This is a genomic window from Pseudomonas sp. MB-090624 (genome assembly GCF_003205245.1).
In the GTDB taxonomy this organism is placed as follows: Bacteria; Pseudomonadota; Gammaproteobacteria; order Pseudomonadales; family Pseudomonadaceae; genus Aquipseudomonas; species Aquipseudomonas juntendi.
Genome location: NZ_QJRK01000024.1, coordinates 38,405 through 55,326, shown reverse-complemented (window position 1 = coordinate 55,326; position 16,922 = coordinate 38,405). Strand labels below are relative to the sequence as shown.

The following is a 16,922-nucleotide window of genomic DNA, read 5'->3' as shown; positions in this document are numbered from 1 at the left end:
CCATGCAAGAGTGGTATTGGTTCGCCAGCGAGCTCTGTCCTTAGAGTGTTTGCCCTCAGAACAGAACAATAAGGACCACCCCATGCACCTGCGCACCCTGCCCTGCCTGCTGGCCCTGGCGTTGCCCCACGCAACGCTGGCCGCCGAGCCGGCCAAACAAGCCAGCGAGTTCACCCGCCAAAGCAACCAGCAATGGTTGCAGCGCCTGCCCTTCGACGACCGCAGCGACTTCGACAATGCCCGCCGCGGCCTGCTCGAAGCCGTCGACCAGCCCGTGGTCAATGCCGCCGGCAAGACCGTCTGGGACCTGCAGCGCTACGCCTTCCTGGCAGGCCATGCACCGGCCACGGTCAACCCGAGCCTGTGGCGCATGGCCCAGCTCAACACCCTTGCCGGGTTATACAAGGTCCGCGAGGGCATCTACCAGGTGCGCGGCCTGGACCTGGCCAACATGACCCTGATCGAAGGCGAGCACGGCCTGATCGTGATGGACCCGCTGCTGTCGGTGGAAACCGCCCGGGCCGGGCTGGCCATGTACATGCGCCATCGCCCGCAGCGGCCGGTGGTGGCGGTGATCTACACCCACCCGCACGTCGATCACTTCGGCGGGGTACGTGGGGTGGTCGACGAGGCGGACGTCAAGGCCGGTAAGGTACAGGTCATCGCCCCACAAGGGTTCTTCGAACATGCCGTCAGCGAAAACGTGCTGGCCGGCCCGGCAATGAAGCGCCGTGCGCAGTACATGTACGGCGCGCCACTGCCCCGCGGGCCACGCGGCCAGGTGGATGCCGGCCTCGGCAAAGGCGTGCCAGCCAATGCCACGGTCAGCCTGATCGCCCCGACCCGGCTGATCGAACAGTCCTTCGAGACCCTGCGCATCGACGGGGTCGACATTGAGTTCCAGCTCACCCCTGGCACCGAGGCGCCGGCTGAAATGAACCTGTGGTTTCCGCAGTTCAAGGCCTTGTGCATGGCCGAGAACGCCACTCACGTGCAGCACAACGTGCTGACCCTGCGCGGTGCCCAGGTGCGCGATGCCAAGGTGTGGGCGCACTACCTCGACCAGTCGCTGGTGCGCTATGGCGAGCAGGCCGACGTGGTGTTTGCCCAGCACCACTGGCCAACCTGGGGCAGCGCGGCGATACGCGACTACCTGGCCGATCAGCGCGACATGTACGCCTTCATCGACAGCCAGACCCTGCGCCTGATCAACCGCGGCCTGGGCCCTACCGAAATCGCCGCCGAGCTGACCAGCTTGCCGCCCCGGCTGGCCAGCAAATGGTACAGCCGCGACTACTACGGCTCGCTCAGCCATAACGTGCGGGCGGTGTATCAGCGCTACATGGGCTTTTACGACGGCAACCCGGCAACCCTGGACCCTTTGCCGCCTGGCGAAGCCGGTACGCATTACGTAAAGGCCCTGGGTGGCGCCGAGCGGGTGCTGACCCTGGCCCGTGAGGCCCATAGCAGCGGTGATTACCGCTGGGTTGCCGAGCTGACGCGGCACCTGGTGTTCGCCCAGCCCAACAACCGCGCCGCGCGCGAGCTGCAGGCCGACGCCCTGGAGCAACTGGGCTATCAGAGCGAAAACGCCACCTGGCGCAACGCGTACCTGACCGGTGCGCAAGAGCTGCGCAACGGCGTGGCACCTGCCGCCAGCAAAGGCGGCAGCGCGGACGACCTGATACGCGCCCTGACCCCGACGCTGTTCTTCGACTACCTGGGTGTGCGCGTGGATGCCGCCAAGGCCGCCGAGCAGGACCTGACCATCAACTGGCACTTCACCGACCTGAACGACGACTACGCCTTGACCCTGCGTAACGGGGTGCTCACCCACCGCGACCACACCCGCCATGGGCAGGCAGATGTCGAAGTGAACATGAGCAAGGCGACCCTGGACCGCATCGCCCTGAAGCAGACCGGCTTTCTCAAGGAAGCAACCGTGGGTGATATCGCCATCAGGGGTGAGCGCGTCAAGTTCATGCGTTTCATGGCAGGGCTGGACGAGCCTGACGGGCGTTTCAATATCGTCACCCCTTGAATAACCAACAGCGCCGCCCTGAGACGAGCGGCGCTAAACCTGGCGCTTGCAAAGGGTATGACGGTGCTCGGAAGCGATGAGGGGCCTGTTTCAACGCAACCCTTGGCTGCGCAATGCCCCGGGGGAGAAGTAGGACGCATGGGTGCGTACGTCGAAGACGTATGGCCTGGGCTGCTCGTTGGTCAGGCCAGACAGCTGGTAGCGGCCAGTGCGCAGGTCATAGATCGCCTCCATGGCATTGACCAGCGCCTGGCCCGTGACGTGGTAGTAACTGTGCGCCTGGGCGGTGCGCCACAGCCGGCCCTCGTGGTCGAAGAAATCCGCCTCGAGGATGGCCCAGCTGTCTTCGTCCAGGTAATAGCGGCGGCTGGCGTACAGGTGCTTCGCCCCAGGCTTGAGGGTGCCCACCACTTCCCACACCCGGTGCAGTTCGTAGCGTGTGGGTTGCGGGTTGACATGGCCAGGCCCGATCAGCGCGGCATAACCGAGCAGCGGCGAAGCCAGACGGTAGCTGTTATACGGTACGTGCAGGGCCTTCTTGCCGACGAGGGTCCACTGGTAGAGGTCCGGGGCGCCGTTGAACATGTCGCGGCTGTCGGCGGTGCGCAGGCCGGCCGTGCCCGGGGTGATGCTGTCATAGGCCAGCGCCGGGGCGCGACGCACCCGCCGCTGGCTGCTGCTGTACAGCCACGAGAGGCGCGGTTGGGCCACCTGGTCGAGGGTTTCGTGCAGCACCACGGCATCGCCCGCCAGGCGCGACGGCGCGGTCATGCGGTAACTCAGGTAATACAGCACGTTGCCCGCCTGGCCGCCTTCCAGCCCGTCGGGGCGGGCGAAGTTCTGTTGCAGGCTGATCGTTGCGAAGCGGCCATCACCACGCGGGGTAATGCTGTCCGAGGCCAGGCTGTAGCTGCCGTTGCGCGGCCGCGTGAGGTGGTTCCACAACACCTGCAGGCCATTGCCCGGCCGGGGGAATGCCACCACGCCGGCGAAGCCCGCCACGCCGTTGCCGTGATTGACCAGGCGGGCGCTGGCGGCATTGTGCCAGGCCCACTCGCTGACACGTGGCGGCACCGCGACACTGCGATGCGAGGGGTACACCGGCAGGCGAAACGACTTGGGATAACGCTGCATCAAGGCCACCTGCCCCGCGGTCAACTGTTCGCGGTACTGGGTGTAGTTGCTGGCGCTGATCACATACAGCGGCCGCTCATCGGCATAGGGGTCCAGTGGCGTGCCGTTGACCGTCAGCGACACTTGCCCCGCGTGCAGGCCGCCGTTCCAGGCCGGAATGCGGCCGTCACTACTGGGCCCGCGTTCGGCCCCCACCGGCGTCAAGTCTACGGGCAGTGGCGTGGCCGCCACGCACAGGCTCAGCAGGCTGGCGTTGATGCACAGGGTGCTGCGCAGCAGGGCAAATGGCTTCATCGGGCTTGGCCTCTTGTTGTTGTGTGGTCCTGGCCGGCTTGCTTTGGCAAGCGCTTTCGGGGTGATACTAGGAGCCGCGCTCCGAACCCCACAAATAACGTGTTCGGATACGTGCCATATCAGTTCGGCATACCCTTGGAACCGCTCCGATGACCTTGAAACAACTCCGCTATCTGATCGCCATCGTCGACGCTGGCAGCTTCTCTTCGGCTGCACGTCGCGCCTACATTGCCCAGCCGGCGCTGAGCAGGCAGATCGGCCTGCTGGAAAGTGAACTGGAAATGCAGTTGCTCGACCGCCAGCACGATGGCATTGCCCTGACCGATGCCGGGCGCCAGCTCTACGAGGTGGCCCGGCAAGTGGTACAGAAACTGGACTCGGTGAAGGATGAGCTGAAATCCAGCCGCGGCGACCCCAAGGGCCATGTGGCCATCTCCATTCCGGCCACGGCCGCCGACCTGCTGTTGCCGGAAATTCTCAGGCGCGCCGAACAGCGCTTCCCCGGCGTGACGCTGACCGTGTGGGATGGCCTCAGCCGTGAAGGCGGCCAGGCCATCGAGCTGGGCAAGGTGGACTTCGGCGTGGTACCCAATGCCGAAGAACTCGAGCATGTCGAGGCCGAGCCGATCTTCACCGAGGCGCTGTACTGGGTCGGTGCATCAGCCCCTGGCACCCCCGACACCATCAGCCTCGCCGAAGCCGCAGCCACCCGGCTGGTGCTGCCGCCCAGAACGTTGCACCTGCGCCGGCGCATCGAGCAAGCGGCGATGCAGGCCGCCGTGCCCCTGGCCGCCGCCTACGAACAGCAATCGGCGCCCGGCATCGCCAGCCTGGTGCGCGCGGGCCTGGCTGCGACCATCAGCAACTGGCCGCCACTGAGCACATTGCTGGAACCTACGGCGGCGCGGCGTATCGTCGAACCCGCCATCAGCCGCACCATCGCCTTGGCGCACTCCCAGCACAAGCCCCTGTCGTTCGCCGCCGGTTGCCTGCGCGACCTGGTGCGCAGCGTGCTGATCGACCTGGTCAACAGCGGCCGCTGGCGAGGCGAATTGATCGGCAAAGAAGCACAGCCGCTGGAGGCCATGCCCGGCGCTCAGCTAGCGGTCTGAGCGCGCGCCTTCCCGCCAGCGGCAACCGGCACGCGCAGGCGCCGCTGGGTCAGCTGCGGGTTCAGCGTGGCCACCCCCACAAGCCCGGCCACTACTAGCACCGCGCCACATACCAGAAAGCCTTGGGCATACCCCGCCGGGTGTGCGCTGCCCGCGCCTTGAACCAGCAAGCCCGTCACCAGCGGTGCTGCCAGCCCGGCCAACGAGGCAATGCCATTGCCCATGGCGAGGATGCCGCCGCGCTGGGCCGCCGGGGTGAACTCGGCGAGCATGGCCGGGCCCACGGAATACATCACCAGCGCCAGGCCCCCACTGAGCGTCAGCGCGGCAACCCTTGCTACTGTACTGAGGCCAGGCAGCATCAGCGACGCCGACAACAGGCCAGCCAGTATCAGGCACACTGAAACGAACACGCCGCGTGCCACACGTGACGGCACGCGGCGACGCATCAGGCGCTGGGAGAACCAGGCCAGTAGCAAGCTCAGCGGCGTGGTCACGACCACGAACATCACGAAGAGGCGGCCGGTCTGCAGCGGGTCGATACCCAGGCCAACCTGGAGGTAGCTGGGCACCCAGGTCAGCGTGAGCGCCAACGACCAGTTGGCGGCAAAGTGGCACAGGTAGTTGCCCAGCACGCTGGGGTCCCCCAGCAGCCGGCGATAGGGAATAGCCGGTTCATCGGCCTTGAGCTGGCTGGCGCGCAGGCGCTCGAGGGTGCCCTCCTGGCCCAGCCGCCACCACAGCAGGCTCCACAGCAGGCCGATCAGCGCCAGGATGATGAAATTGGTCCGCCAGCCGTAATGCAGGCTGACCCAGGGGATCATCGCCCCTGCCACCAGCAGCCCCATGGCACTGCCGGCATGCAGCAGGGCCACTGGCAGGTTGCGCCGGTCGTTGGGGAACCACTTGTACAGTGCATGGGTGGCCACCGGCGATGCCGGCCCCTCACCGATGCCCAGCAGCACCCGGCAGGCAACGATGGCCCACAGTGAGGTGGCGAACAGCATGGGCAGCTGGATCAGCGCCCAGAACAGGCCCATGCCCAGCAGCAAGGTGCGGGTGGGGCGCCGGTTGGCCATGAAGCCACCGACCACGGCGGAGATCGCGAAGAACCAGTGCAAGGCGCCGCCGATCAGGCCGAACTCGGTAGCCGTCAGGCCCAGTTCGGCGCTCATCGGCACCGCTACCAGGCCGATGACCACCTTGTCGAGAAAGTTGACCAGCATCAGCAGGGCCAGCAGCGCGGCCACCAGCCAGGCGGTACGGGGGTTGGGCAGGGAAGAATCCGCAGTCATGGGGAGTACTCTTGTTATTGTTGTGGGGCGATGCAAAAAGGCCGCCGACAGGGCGGCCCATCGGTCAGGCAGGCATCAGCACCCCTTTGGCGATGGTGTTGCGCTGGATCTCGCTGGTGCCGGTGAGGATCCGCATCATCCGCGTGGCGCGGAATATCCACTCCACTGGGTGGCCCTGCAACAGCCCGGCACCGCCGTGCACCTGCACCGCCTTGTCGGCGATGCGGAACGCCGCCTCGGAGACGAACAATTTGCACATCGGCGCCTGGGTGCGGATATCGCCCCCGGCATCGTTCACCTGGGCCGTGGCGTACACCATGCTGCGCGCAGCGTGCAGCTCGGTGGCCATGTCGGCGATCATGTGGTTGACCGCCTGGAACATGGCAATGGGCTGGCCGAACTGCTTGCGGCTGCGCGCATGCTCGATCGACAGGTTCAGGGCCAAGCCGGCCATCCCCAGCAGGGTCGGGCAATGCAGCAGGCGGTTGAGGGTGATCCGCCCCATGGCCAGTTTGAACCCCTGCCCCTCCTCGCCGATCAGGTTGGCCGCCGGCACACGCACCTGATCGAGCAGGATGTCGCCATGGGCACCGCCACCAGACATCACCGCATAATCGCTGTTGATGCGCACCCCTGGGGCGTCAAGGTCGACGAAGAATGCCGAAATACCCTCGGCGCCCTTCCCTGGCCCGGTCACCGCCAGCAACACGGCCAGGTCGGCGTACGTGGCTCCGGAGATGTACCGCTTGCTGCCGCTGAGCACATAGTGGTCGCCGTCGCGACGTGCCTGGGTGCTGATGGCGGTGGCGTCGGAGCCGGCCTCGGCTTCGGTCAGGGCGAAGCACACGGCCTTTTCAGCACTGCACACCGGCTTGAGAAAGCGCTCGACCTGGTAGGGGCTTGCCACCTTGAACAGGTGGCCGACCCGCGGCGGCCCCGACAGCTCGCCCAACACGTGTGAGGCCAACATGGAGCCGGTCAGCACCGTGGCCTCCTTGACCGCGCACAGGTCGGCCACGTTCAGGCCGGCACCGCCCATGCTTTCAGGCAGCATGACGGTGTAAAGGCCCTGCTCGCTGGCGAGCTTCCACACCTGGCGCAGCACTGGTTGCGGATGCGGGCGCGCCCAGTCCAGCTGGGCTTGCTGCTCCAGCGGGCGTACCTGGTCACGGACGAAACCTTCGATTGCTTCGATAATCTGCGCAGCTTTGGCACTGGGTTGGTACATGGTCATGCTCCTGGTCAGATGCGACGTTCGCTGTGTTGCCAGTAGGTGTCCCGGACCAGGCGGCGCACCACCTTGCCATTAGGGTTTTTTGGCAGTTCGCTGACAAAATCGACGCCGCGCGGCTTCTTGAAACCGGCCAGCGCCCGGCCGCAACGCTCGATCAGCTCATCGACCTGCAGCTGTGCGCCCGCCTTGAGCACCACCACCGCACGCACCGCTTCGCCCCACTGCGGGTCCGGCACGCCGACCACCGCCACCTCGAACACCTCGGGGAAGCCGTAGATCACCTGCTCCACCTCGCTGGGGTACACGTTGAACCCGCCGGAGATGATCATTTCCTTCTTGCGGTCGACAATGAACAGGTACCCCTGTGCATCGACCGTGGCCAGGTCGCCCGTGAGGTAATAACCGTCGCGCATCACTTCGGCGGTGAGCGCCGGGGCGCGCCAATAGCCCTGCATCACGTCCGGGCCCTTGACCACGATCTCGCCAACTTCACCGGGGGCTACATCCTCGAAGGCTTCGTTGACTACCCGCAGGTCGGTCTCGAAGTAGCACCGCCCGCAAGAGGCCAGGCGCTGGTAATTGCCGTCTTCCACCAAATGGTCCTGCTCGGTCAGCACAGTGACCAGCGAGCAGGTTTCCCCGGCGCCGTAGCCTTGTACGAGGATTGGCCCGAACAGTTCGATGGCCTTTTTCACCAGGGCCGGGGCCATGGGTGCGGCGCCATACATGACCAGCTTCAGGCTGGACAGGTCGAAGTGTTCGACGCCGGGGTAGTTGACCAGGCGATTGATCATTGCCGGTACTAGGAACAGCCGCGTAACCCGCTCGCGCTGGATGGTTTCCAGCAACAGGCGGTCGTCATACCGATCAAGCAACAGGTTGCAGGCGCCCACCGCCAGTAGCGGCATGATCTGCATGCCGCTGGCATGGGTGATAGGCCCCACGTGGGCCATGACGTCGCCCGGCCCGGAGCGGCGTATGGGGCTGGCAATGCTCTTGCGCACCAGCGCCTTGCGGTTGCCGAACGACAGCATCGCGGCCTTGAGCACGCCCGAGCTGCCAGAGGTGTAATGCAGCACGGCCAGCGCATCGTCGGCCGGGTCCAGCCCCAGCGGTGCCTCGCTGCCAAGCTGCAGCAACGCGCAATAGCCCAGGTCGCCCCCTTGGCCGTCCAGCACGATCAGCCAGCGCAGCAGCGGCAACTCCGCGCGTCGGGCAGCCAGCAACTCGGCAAAGCGCGCGTCGGTGATCAGTGCGACAGTGCAGGAGTCTTCCAGTACCCGCACCACTTCATCCACCGACAGCCGCGCATTGATCGGCACCTTGACCATCGCCGCCTTGTACAGCGCCACTTCCGCTTCGACCAGTTCCACGCGGTTGGCGGCAAGAATCGCCACATGCTCGCCAACGCCCACGCCAAGCGTACCCAGCGCTGACGCCAGGCGGTTGCTGCGCCGTTCCAACTGCGCGTAGGTCAGGCGCGTCTGGCTGTCCGCCACGGCGATGTGGTCCGCCCAGTAGCGGGCACTTCGGGTAATGATCGATCCAAGGTTCACGTTATTGTTCTCGTCGACAGAAAGACATCGACGATGCTAATCAGCTGTGCGCGTGCAGATGAAATACCAGATTCAGATGTAGGCCATACCTTTATTGGCTGGCACCCGCAAGCGGCCGCCGACAGCTCGGTGATCGTCCGGGGGATTGCGGGCGCTCAGCTGTAATACTTCAAAGGAGGTGTCAGCGCTGATGAAGCGCTTTTTTCAGTAAAAAACAACGCCCCGCACAAGTCGGGGCGTGTAAGGCCGATCAGTGGGCTTTCACACAGTCTGACTAGCTCTGCTCCAAACGGGGTTATTTCTCCATAACGTCGTTCGACCGAAGGTAAACCTGTATCGACGTGCAGAGCCGAGCATTGAATCACATCAGCGGTCAGAAATCGTCCGGTGGGCTCTTCTCGAACTTCCACTCTGTGTGTTTTCGAGCTTGTTCAAAACTCTTGCAGTTGTAAATGAATTCATTGCGATCAGCGTCTTTCGAAAGACTGGCGAGGATCTGATCGTACGTGCTACCCGAACAATTCTTCTCGTTTGGGGCAGGTACTTTCTCATCCGCCTGTGCTGACAGGCTACACGCCATAACGATGGCTGCGGAAATTCCCACTATGTGTTTCATAACGTCCTCATTCATGACTCAGGGTAATCCGGTACCCTGATCTACCTAGGCACGAGTGACAGGAGGTCCTGAATCGCCCGCGCATTGCACAGTTTGCATGGGTTGCTGGCCCCGGATCATAGCGGATGGGGCGAAGGATGTCTCGGTTCATCGGGAAGGGATTCCAGAGCGCATCCAGTCAAAGGCCGATGCTGCCGGATCCCATTTCACTGACTGGCCCAGGCAACGGTACCAGACGGAAAATTAATGCAATGCGTGCGAACTGGCCCAGCAGTAGATGCTGGGCCAGAAGAGTGAGTTAAAGCAATACAGTGGCCAGCATCCCCAAGGCCCCTAGGATAAAGCCAATGAGCGCTCCCCGTCCTGGGAATTCATGAAAAAGAGACCACACGATTACGGGCTCGAGAAGCAACAACGAGGTGACCGATACTACGGTGACGATCCAGATGTCACCGACTGCAACGTATCCAAGCCAGTATGCCGCCAGTAGGCAAATCCCTGCAAAACACATCAGCACCAAGGGAAAGCTGATAGCGCCCCATGAAGCACTTCCCGTCTGCGCGAGTTTAGCGACCACGACCTCACTGTAGATTGCACAGAACTCACCGACCACCATTAAACCTAGAGCAGAAACTCCGAATAATTCTTTGGACATATCAAAAACTCCTTCGTATTCAGGGCAATATTTTTCCGCTCCCAGCTAGCGATACCACTGACTAAGAGTTCGTTGCAGGAATACGAAGCCGCCTTGAACAGGCCTGAATTACCGAAATATTTTCCCATGCTCATGTCCTTCGAAGGAAGTGAGTCTCAGCACAAACCGAGACACCGGCCTGATAATACGGCCCTTGCCCCATTCTGAACAACCAGTACCGCGTCAGCATGACGAAAGCTGCCCGATGCACCGAGTTCTTCATCACCAGGCAGCATCGGTGTGTGATCTGAAAGCGCAGACTGATGCGCAAGAGAAATCCAACGGGCGCCGCAAGACCGGCCTAGGCTCTGTACGAAAAGGGATGTCGCAAACACCGCATGGAACAAACCAGAGATACCGTAACGGCGCAAAACTCAAACCAGAGCCAGCAGTAATGGCGATCGGAGGCCTGGGTTTGCAGTGCTCCTTTGCGTGAGTGTCTGCAATGGGTCGCAAGCTTCCGGTCGTGGATGACCGCTACCGACCCAATGCAGACACTTGATACCGGCGCCGCTTAGCAACCCATCGGTCATCCAGATACGATGCCGGCATGCACTAGTGCCGCGATAATAAACGGAGACTTTTTCTCCAGATACTCAGCCATCCCACCTGTAGTGCTCGACTCAAGTTGGAGCTTCAGTGCTTCATACTGCTGGCGCATAGAGGCATCGCATCTAAGCAAATCTCTGAACCCCACCATCTGGGTGATCGCAAGGTGGCCACGGACACAAGCGTGGAGCTTGTGCGTGCGAATCCCATCCACATTACGCCGATAGAAATGATGCCCTTCCGACAAGTCGCTTCCTCGCACATATCCCAAGCCCATCAACACCTCGTCCCGCGCCGAGGCGTTGCTATGATCGTGAACCTCGATGAGCACATCGATCTCAGGCTTCGCCGCGAGCCCTGGAACGGAGGTACTTCCAACATGCTGTATGGCGATCAGTTCATCGCCAAAGGCCGAAGCGATGAGTGGCTTGTCTGCCAGAAAGCGGGCGGGCCAAGTGGGGTCATAGGGAGTGATTTTGCTGGTCAGTGCCATTTCCGTTCCTTGGTGGCTAGTACCTGATACTCCGAATGTTCCCTCAATACTTGTGAATTCGCCAGCCACTGATAACGATACCCCGGCCATGCGACAATTCAGTAGATCAAATTCGAATCTGATCGAGTTTGGATAGCTGTCCTGTCTACCGTGTACTTGTGGCCGACTGCCCCCCATGCGAAGGGCAGCAATGGGTCGAGAGCAGCCGCTCACCATTACCCTTAACTAGGTTGTCGTGCGCTGCTCCGTGATTCCGATCAAACCTGATCGAGTATCTGGGCGATCTCCTGCGCAAATGCCTGTGGCTGCTCAAGCATCATCAGATGGCCCACCTCACGCATGATGGTGATACTGGCCGACTGCGCTATCGCCCAGTCAGGCACATCCCATTCGGCCCGGGAGCGCTCTCCGGCCAGCAGATGCACAGGTATAGAAGAAAATATCGCCTTCAAGGCATCGTGGTAATCATCACCTCCGGTCTCGACCAGCACTGATCGGGCCATGGCTTGCACTGTGCTGGAGGGTTGATGAGCCAACCAGGCCATAGCAACCTCAAGGCGTTGCTGGCTAGAAGCAACCCCTGCGCGCTCCATCCAGGCTTTCGGATTTGCACGATAGCCGGCTAGCAGAGCCTCTGTTTCTTGCGCAGACATTTTTGCCACACTAGAAGACCAGAACGCATCTTTCAGTGAAAAATTGCCCTCTACGCTTGTGATGCTGGCTACTTGATCTCGATAACGCCTCGCATAGAGCATGGCTACAACCCCACCCACGGAGTGGCCGACCAGGTGTACTCGCCCACCTGAGGCGTGCTTGCCGATCTCTCGGTGCAGGTGCTCGATCTGAGAAGGGATATTCACGTTGCATGGCGTAACACCACTCAGACGGCCATATCCGAGTAGGTCAGGCACGATGACCGGAAGCGGACACAGGCGCTTATGCAGGGTGCTGTGATCAAGGCAGCCGATGAGGCCGTTGATGAACACGACGGGCGTTTGCTTGAGCATGAGTGCACCCGATGGCATGAAGAATGATCGATCTTGCACGCTTGAGTTGGGCTCTCGCCAGATTCTGCTTATTGCATTGACGCATGTACTGATGATGAACAAGCAATGAGCTTGCCCGTGCACCCGTTTGAAGACAGCACACATCAGGTGAGCGCAGAAAGCAACTCAGCCGCCTGCATCAGCTCCAGCGTAATGTTATCTGGCCCGGTCACATACACCACCAGCGTACCCTTGCGTGGGCCTGCGGGAATCGGTTGAGGCGTACCCCTGGCCTGCCAGCCCGCTTGCTCGATGCGACCGAGTACGGCGTGCATATCTTGCACGCTCAATGCCAGATGCGCTGAGCCGATCGCAGATGCCGTAGGCGGGGTGACACCGTGGCGGGCACCCTGCGACTATTCCAGCAGTTCCACTCGGCTGCCATCCGGCCCTTTCACTATCGCCGTTCGCACCTTCGGGTCGGCGGTGCCGGTTACATCGAGAATGAATGGTCCTCCCATTTCCGACTGGCGTTCGAGCGTGAAACCAAGCCCGATTGTCCAGAAGCGAATGGCTTCTTCCAGTGAGCTGACGGCGAAGCCAATATGATCGACGGCATAGACACTGTGGTTGGAATTCATCAAGTCATCCTTCAAGGGGGGGTCACGTCTGACCGGCATCAACCATGGCGGCCGATCCTCGCAGGTTTGGGGATCAGGTACCGCCCCCGTATAACTGCCGCCACACCTATGCGACAATACGCTCAATGTCTGGTCTCAACCCCACATTTATCGCCCAACAGCTCGGGCATGGCGTGCAGATGCTCTTATCGACTTATGCGCGCTGGATTGACTCGTCCAACCACTGGTCAGAACTGGAAAAGCGCCAGACTGGTCCCAAATTGGTCCGCAGCTGCGAAGAAGCCACGTAAGTTATTGATAGGTAAGCTCCTTGATCTCCACCGCCAACATCACCATGCAGTTCGGCTCCAAGCCGCTGTTCGAAAACGTTTCTGTCAAATTCAACAACGGCAACCGCTACGGCCTGATCGGCGCCAACGGCTGCGGCAAGTCGACTTTCATGAAGATCCTCGGCGGTGACCTGGAGCCTTCGGGTGGCCAGGTCATGCTCGAACCCAACACCCGCCTGGGCAAGCTGCGCCAGGACCAGTTCGCCTACGAGGAATTCACCGTCATCGACACGGTGATCATGGGCCACGGCCAGCTGTGGAAGGTCAAGGCTGAGCGCGACCGTATCTACTCGCTGCCGGAAATGTCCGAGGAAGACGGCATGGCCGTCGCCGAACTGGAAACCGAATTCGCCGAAATGGACGGCTACACCGCCGAGTCGCGCGCCGGCGAACTGCTGCTGGGCCTGGGTATTCCGCTGGAGCAGCACTTCGGCCCGATGAGCGAAGTGGCCCCTGGCTGGAAGCTGCGTGTGCTGCTGGCCCAGGCGCTGTTCTCGGACCCGGACGTGCTGCTGCTCGACGAACCGACCAACCACCTGGACATCAACACCATCCGCTGGCTCGAAACGATCCTCACGGCGCGTAACAGCACCATGATCATCATTTCCCACGACCGCCACTTCCTCAACAGCGTGTGCACCCACATGGCTGACCTGGACTACGGCGAGCTGCGCCTGTTCCCGGGCAACTACGACGAGTACATGACGGCCGCCACCCAGTCGCGCGAGCAATTGTTGGCGGACAACGCCAAGAAGAAAGCCCAGATCGCCGAACTGCAGACCTTCGTCAGCCGCTTCTCGGCGAACGCGTCGAAAGCCAAGCAGGCCACTTCGCGCGCCAAGCAGATCGACAAGATCCAGCTGGCCGAAGTGAAACCGTCCAGCCGCGTCAGCCCGTTCATTCGCTTCGAGCAGACCAAGAAGCTGCACCGCCAGGCCGTGGTCGTCGAGAAAATGGCCAAAGCCTTCGATGACAAGGTGCTGTTCAAGAACTTCGACCTTACCGTGGAAGCGGGTGAGCGCGTGGCGATCATCGGCCCGAACGGTATCGGCAAGACCACCCTGCTGCGCACCCTGGTCGGCGAAATGACCCCGGATGCCGGTTCGGTGAAGTGGACCGACAGCGCCGAAGTCGGCTACTACGCGCAAGACCACGCCCACGACTTCGAAGACGACATGACCCTGTTCGACTGGATGGGCCAGTGGACATCCGGCGAGCAGGTGATCCGCGGCACCCTGGGGCGCATGCTGTTCTCCAACGACGAGATCCTCAAGTCGGTGAAGGTGATTTCCGGTGGTGAACAAGGCCGCATGCTGTTCGGCAAGCTGATCCTGCAAAAACCCAACGTGCTGGTGATGGACGAACCGACCAACCACCTGGACATGGAGTCGATCGAAGCACTCAACCTGGCGCTGGAAAACTACCCAGGCACCCTGCTGTTCGTCAGCCACGACCGCGAATTCGTTTCGTCGCTGGCTACCCGCATCATCGAGCTCTCGGCCGATGGCGTGGTGGACTTCAGCGGTACCTACGACGACTACCTGCGTAGCCAGGGTGTGTTGGTCTGATTGAGCGGTAAGGCCTGGCCGCCATCGGCGGCTAGGCCTTGCGCCACAGCGCAGGCCTCTCCACGAAAAATTCGTTAGCCTGCTTTCATTTCCTTCGCGCAACGGCCATGATGGGTTCACGCCCAACCGCCCGCCCGCGAACGAGCCCATGACCGCGCAACAACCTGCTCCCCCCAGCGATAGCTTGCACATAACCCTGCAAATCCTGTCGATTGTCTTCTACACCTTCATTGCCTTCCTCTGCATCGGCCTGCCGATCGCGGTACTGCCCAGCCATGTGCACGATCAGCTGGGCTTCGGCGCCGTGATAGCGGGCGTGACCATCGCCTTGCAATACCTGGCCACCCTGCTCAGCCGGCCATTAGCCGGCAGGGTGGCCGATACCCTGGGCGGCAAGCGGGCAATACGCTATGGCCTGCTGGGTATCGCCGGCTGCGGTGTGCTGACCCTGCTGTCCGCCTGGGCGCTGAACCTGCCAACCCTCAGCCTGGGCCTACTGCTTGCCGGGCGCCTGCTGCTGGGCATAGCCCAGGGGTTGATCGGCGTGGCGACCCTGAGCTGGGGAATCAGCCAGGTCGGCCCTGAACACACCGCCCGGGTCATTTCATGGAACGGCATCGCCTCTTACGGTGCCATCGCCATCGGCGCGCCGGTGGGGGTGCTAGCCGTGGACGGGCTGAGCTTCAGCGTGCTGGGCCCGGCGCTGCTGGGGTTGGCAGCCATTGCCCTGCTGGTGCTGCGCAAACGCCCCGACGTGGCAGTGACGCGCGGCGAGCGCCTGCCCTTCTGGTCGGCGTTTGGCCGGGTGGCGCCGTGTGGTGTTGGCCTGACCCTGGCTTCCATCGGGTACGGCACCCTGACCACCTTTGTCACCCTGTATTACCTTGAGCGTGGCTGGGCCGGAGCAGCCTGGTGCCTGAGCGCGTTTGGCGTGTGCTTCATCATCTCCCGGCTGCTGTTCGTCAACGCGGTCAACCGCTTTGGTGGCTACAACGTCGCGGTCGCCTGCATGGCCACCGAAGTGCTCGGCCTTGGCCTGCTGTGGCTGGCGCCCTCACCACCGTGGGCGTTGCTGGGCGCCGGGCTGACCGGCTTTGGGCTGTCGCTGGTGTACCCGGCACTGGGCGTCGAAGCCATCAGGCAGGTACCCAGCAGCAGCCGGGGTGCCGGGCTGAGCGCCTACGCGGTGTTCTTCGACATGGCCCTGGCCCTCGCCGGGCCGGTAATGGGGGCGGTTGCCGCGCACCTGGGCTATGCCTCGATCTTCTGCGTGGCCGCCCTGCTGGCACTGGCCGGCGTTGGGCTGACGCTGCTACTGGCGCGGCGTGGCCGTGGCCGCTGAGCGCTCGGCCGATTGCGGCGCCCCCAGCGCCTCGCTGAAGAACGCTGCGGTTTCACGTTGCAGTGAGTGGTGGATATGCCGACGGTCAACGCCTTCGGCATCTTTGCACAGCACCGGCATACGCTGGTATTGCTCGGCATCGCAACGGGCCATGAACACGAAATGCCCGGCACCGGCCAACAGCCGGTAATCCGGTGTGACTGGCAGCTTGCGGGCCAGCGCTGCGGCGTTGCGGTCCACGGCCACCAACTGGTCGCTGTCGCCGCTGTAGATCAGTGCCGGCACCTGCACCCCGGCCAGGGCATGCCGCCCGAACAGCAGGCTGAGCGGCGCCATCAACATCACCGCGCCGACACGCGGGTCGGCCTTGGGGCCAAGCTCACTGCGGTCGGCTATCAATATGCCGTGGGTCTTGCAGGCGTCGGCGTCGTTCGGGCGTTCCAGGCAGTACTGGCGCAAACGCTCCAGGTCCGGGTGCGCGCCAGACAAGATCAACGCCGTTTCACCACCCGCCGAGTAGCCGATCACACCCACCTTGCCGTCCGTCAGGTACGGGCCCACCACGCTGTCTGTGCGGGCCGCGGTGATCGCAGCGCTGAGCTGCAACGGCCGGCCATACAGATTGCTCAGGGTGCCCAGGCGGCTGTGGTCGCGGGTGTTGTCCCCGGGGTGGACCACCGCCACCACCACGAACCCTGCGCGCGCCAACGCCGTAGCCAGGTAATGCAACGCCAGCGGGCTGCCGGTATTGCCGTGCGACAGCACCAACAGCGGGAAGCGCCCCATGGCGATGGGGGCCTCTTCGGCCACGTCCAGCGGGTAGCCATCGATACGGCTACTGCGGGCCTGACCCAGCGCTGGGTAGAACGCCAGCGCCTGCATGGGCCGGTTATCGACCGGGTCGGTCAGGGTCATGTGGTGCAGGCCTGCTGCCCATTGCGCAGCCTCGGCATGGGCCAGCAGGCAGGCGCACAGCGCCAGCGTCAACACGCAACGGGGGAGAGTCATCGGCCAGCGGCTCCTTGCGTGGCAATGCGA

General features: G+C 62.9%; 13 protein-coding genes and 2 pseudogenes. 5 read left to right on the top strand and 10 right to left on the bottom strand.

Annotation, left to right across the window (positions count from 1 at the left end):
• The first annotated feature begins 82 nt into the window (after positions 1-82).
• Positions 83-2,041 (top strand): alkyl/aryl-sulfatase, encoded by a 1,959-nt coding sequence (locus tag DMX12_RS14965; RefSeq protein WP_110678360.1) that lies wholly within the window; start codon positions 83-85, stop codon positions 2,039-2,041.
• Positions 2,042-2,131: 90 nt separating this feature from the next.
• Here the strand turns inward: DMX12_RS14965 and DMX12_RS14960 are convergent, their stop codons facing one another.
• Positions 2,132-3,469 carry a DUF1329 domain-containing protein gene (locus tag DMX12_RS14960; RefSeq protein ID WP_110678358.1) on the bottom strand — a complete coding sequence of 446 codons (1,338 nt, stop codon included), beginning with the start codon at positions 3,467-3,469 and terminating at the stop codon, positions 2,132-2,134.
• A gap of 149 nt (positions 3,470-3,618) precedes the next feature.
• Between DMX12_RS14960 and DMX12_RS14955 the strand changes: the two genes are divergently transcribed.
• Entirely contained in the window at positions 3,619-4,581 is a 963-nt protein-coding gene (locus DMX12_RS14955) for a LysR family transcriptional regulator (protein WP_110678356.1), read from the top strand.
• Here the strand turns inward: DMX12_RS14955 and DMX12_RS14950 are convergent.
• From DMX12_RS14950 to DMX12_RS30340, 8 genes and pseudogenes are all read right to left on the bottom strand, one after another.
• Complete coding sequence (locus DMX12_RS14950) at positions 4,566-5,876, bottom strand: MFS transporter (protein WP_110678354.1); 1,311 nt, start codon at positions 5,874-5,876, stop codon at positions 4,566-4,568. The two genes, DMX12_RS14955 and DMX12_RS14950, sit on opposite strands and share 16 nt — an antisense overlap.
• Before the next feature lie 64 nt (positions 5,877-5,940).
• Positions 5,941-7,104: an acyl-CoA dehydrogenase family protein gene (locus DMX12_RS14945; protein WP_110678352.1), complete on the bottom strand. Its 1,164-nt coding sequence runs from the start codon at positions 7,102-7,104 to the stop codon at positions 5,941-5,943.
• Positions 7,105-7,118: 14 nt separating this feature from the next.
• Positions 7,119-8,666 carry an AMP-binding protein gene (locus DMX12_RS14940; protein WP_110678350.1) on the bottom strand — a complete coding sequence of 516 codons (1,548 nt, stop codon included), beginning with the start codon at positions 8,664-8,666 and terminating at the stop codon, positions 7,119-7,121.
• 373 nt (positions 8,667-9,039) lie between these two features.
• On the bottom strand, positions 9,040-9,246 hold the full coding sequence (gene trbK, locus DMX12_RS14935) for an entry exclusion lipoprotein TrbK (RefSeq protein ID WP_232108409.1): 207 nt from the start codon (positions 9,244-9,246) through the stop codon (positions 9,040-9,042).
• A 334-nt stretch (positions 9,247-9,580) separates the two neighbouring features.
• Positions 9,581-9,937: a hypothetical protein gene (locus DMX12_RS14930; RefSeq protein WP_110678346.1), complete on the bottom strand. Its 357-nt coding sequence runs from the start codon at positions 9,935-9,937 to the stop codon at positions 9,581-9,583.
• A 568-nt stretch (positions 9,938-10,505) separates the two neighbouring features.
• Positions 10,506-11,018: a GrpB family protein gene (locus DMX12_RS14925; RefSeq protein ID WP_110678344.1), complete on the bottom strand. Its 513-nt coding sequence runs from the start codon at positions 11,016-11,018 to the stop codon at positions 10,506-10,508.
• Positions 11,019-11,275: 257 nt separating this feature from the next.
• On the bottom strand, positions 11,276-12,025 hold the full coding sequence (locus DMX12_RS14920) for an alpha/beta fold hydrolase (RefSeq protein ID WP_110678342.1): 750 nt from the start codon (positions 12,023-12,025) through the stop codon (positions 11,276-11,278).
• Between the two features lie 143 nt (positions 12,026-12,168).
• Positions 12,169-12,645: pseudogene (locus DMX12_RS30340) on the bottom strand (VOC family protein).
• Positions 12,646-12,669: 24 nt separating this feature from the next.
• Here DMX12_RS30340 and DMX12_RS29970 point away from each other — a divergent pair.
• From DMX12_RS29970 to DMX12_RS14900, 3 genes and pseudogenes are all read left to right on the top strand, one after another.
• Positions 12,670-12,935, top strand: a pseudogene (locus tag DMX12_RS29970) (site-specific integrase); the annotation flags it as partial.
• Positions 12,936-12,955: 20 nt separating this feature from the next.
• Positions 12,956-14,542 carry an ABC-F family ATPase gene (locus tag DMX12_RS14905; RefSeq protein ID WP_009686613.1) on the top strand — a complete coding sequence of 529 codons (1,587 nt, stop codon included), beginning with the start codon at positions 12,956-12,958 and terminating at the stop codon, positions 14,540-14,542.
• A 148-nt stretch (positions 14,543-14,690) separates the two neighbouring features.
• Entirely contained in the window at positions 14,691-15,884 is a 1,194-nt protein-coding gene (locus tag DMX12_RS14900; protein WP_110678340.1) for an MFS transporter, read from the top strand.
• Here DMX12_RS14900 and DMX12_RS14895 read toward each other — a convergent pair.
• Entirely contained in the window at positions 15,855-16,892 is a 1,038-nt protein-coding gene (locus tag DMX12_RS14895) for a dienelactone hydrolase (RefSeq protein ID WP_110678338.1), read from the bottom strand. The genes DMX12_RS14900 and DMX12_RS14895 overlap by 30 nt on opposite strands.
• Positions 16,893-16,922 lie beyond the last annotated feature (30 nt).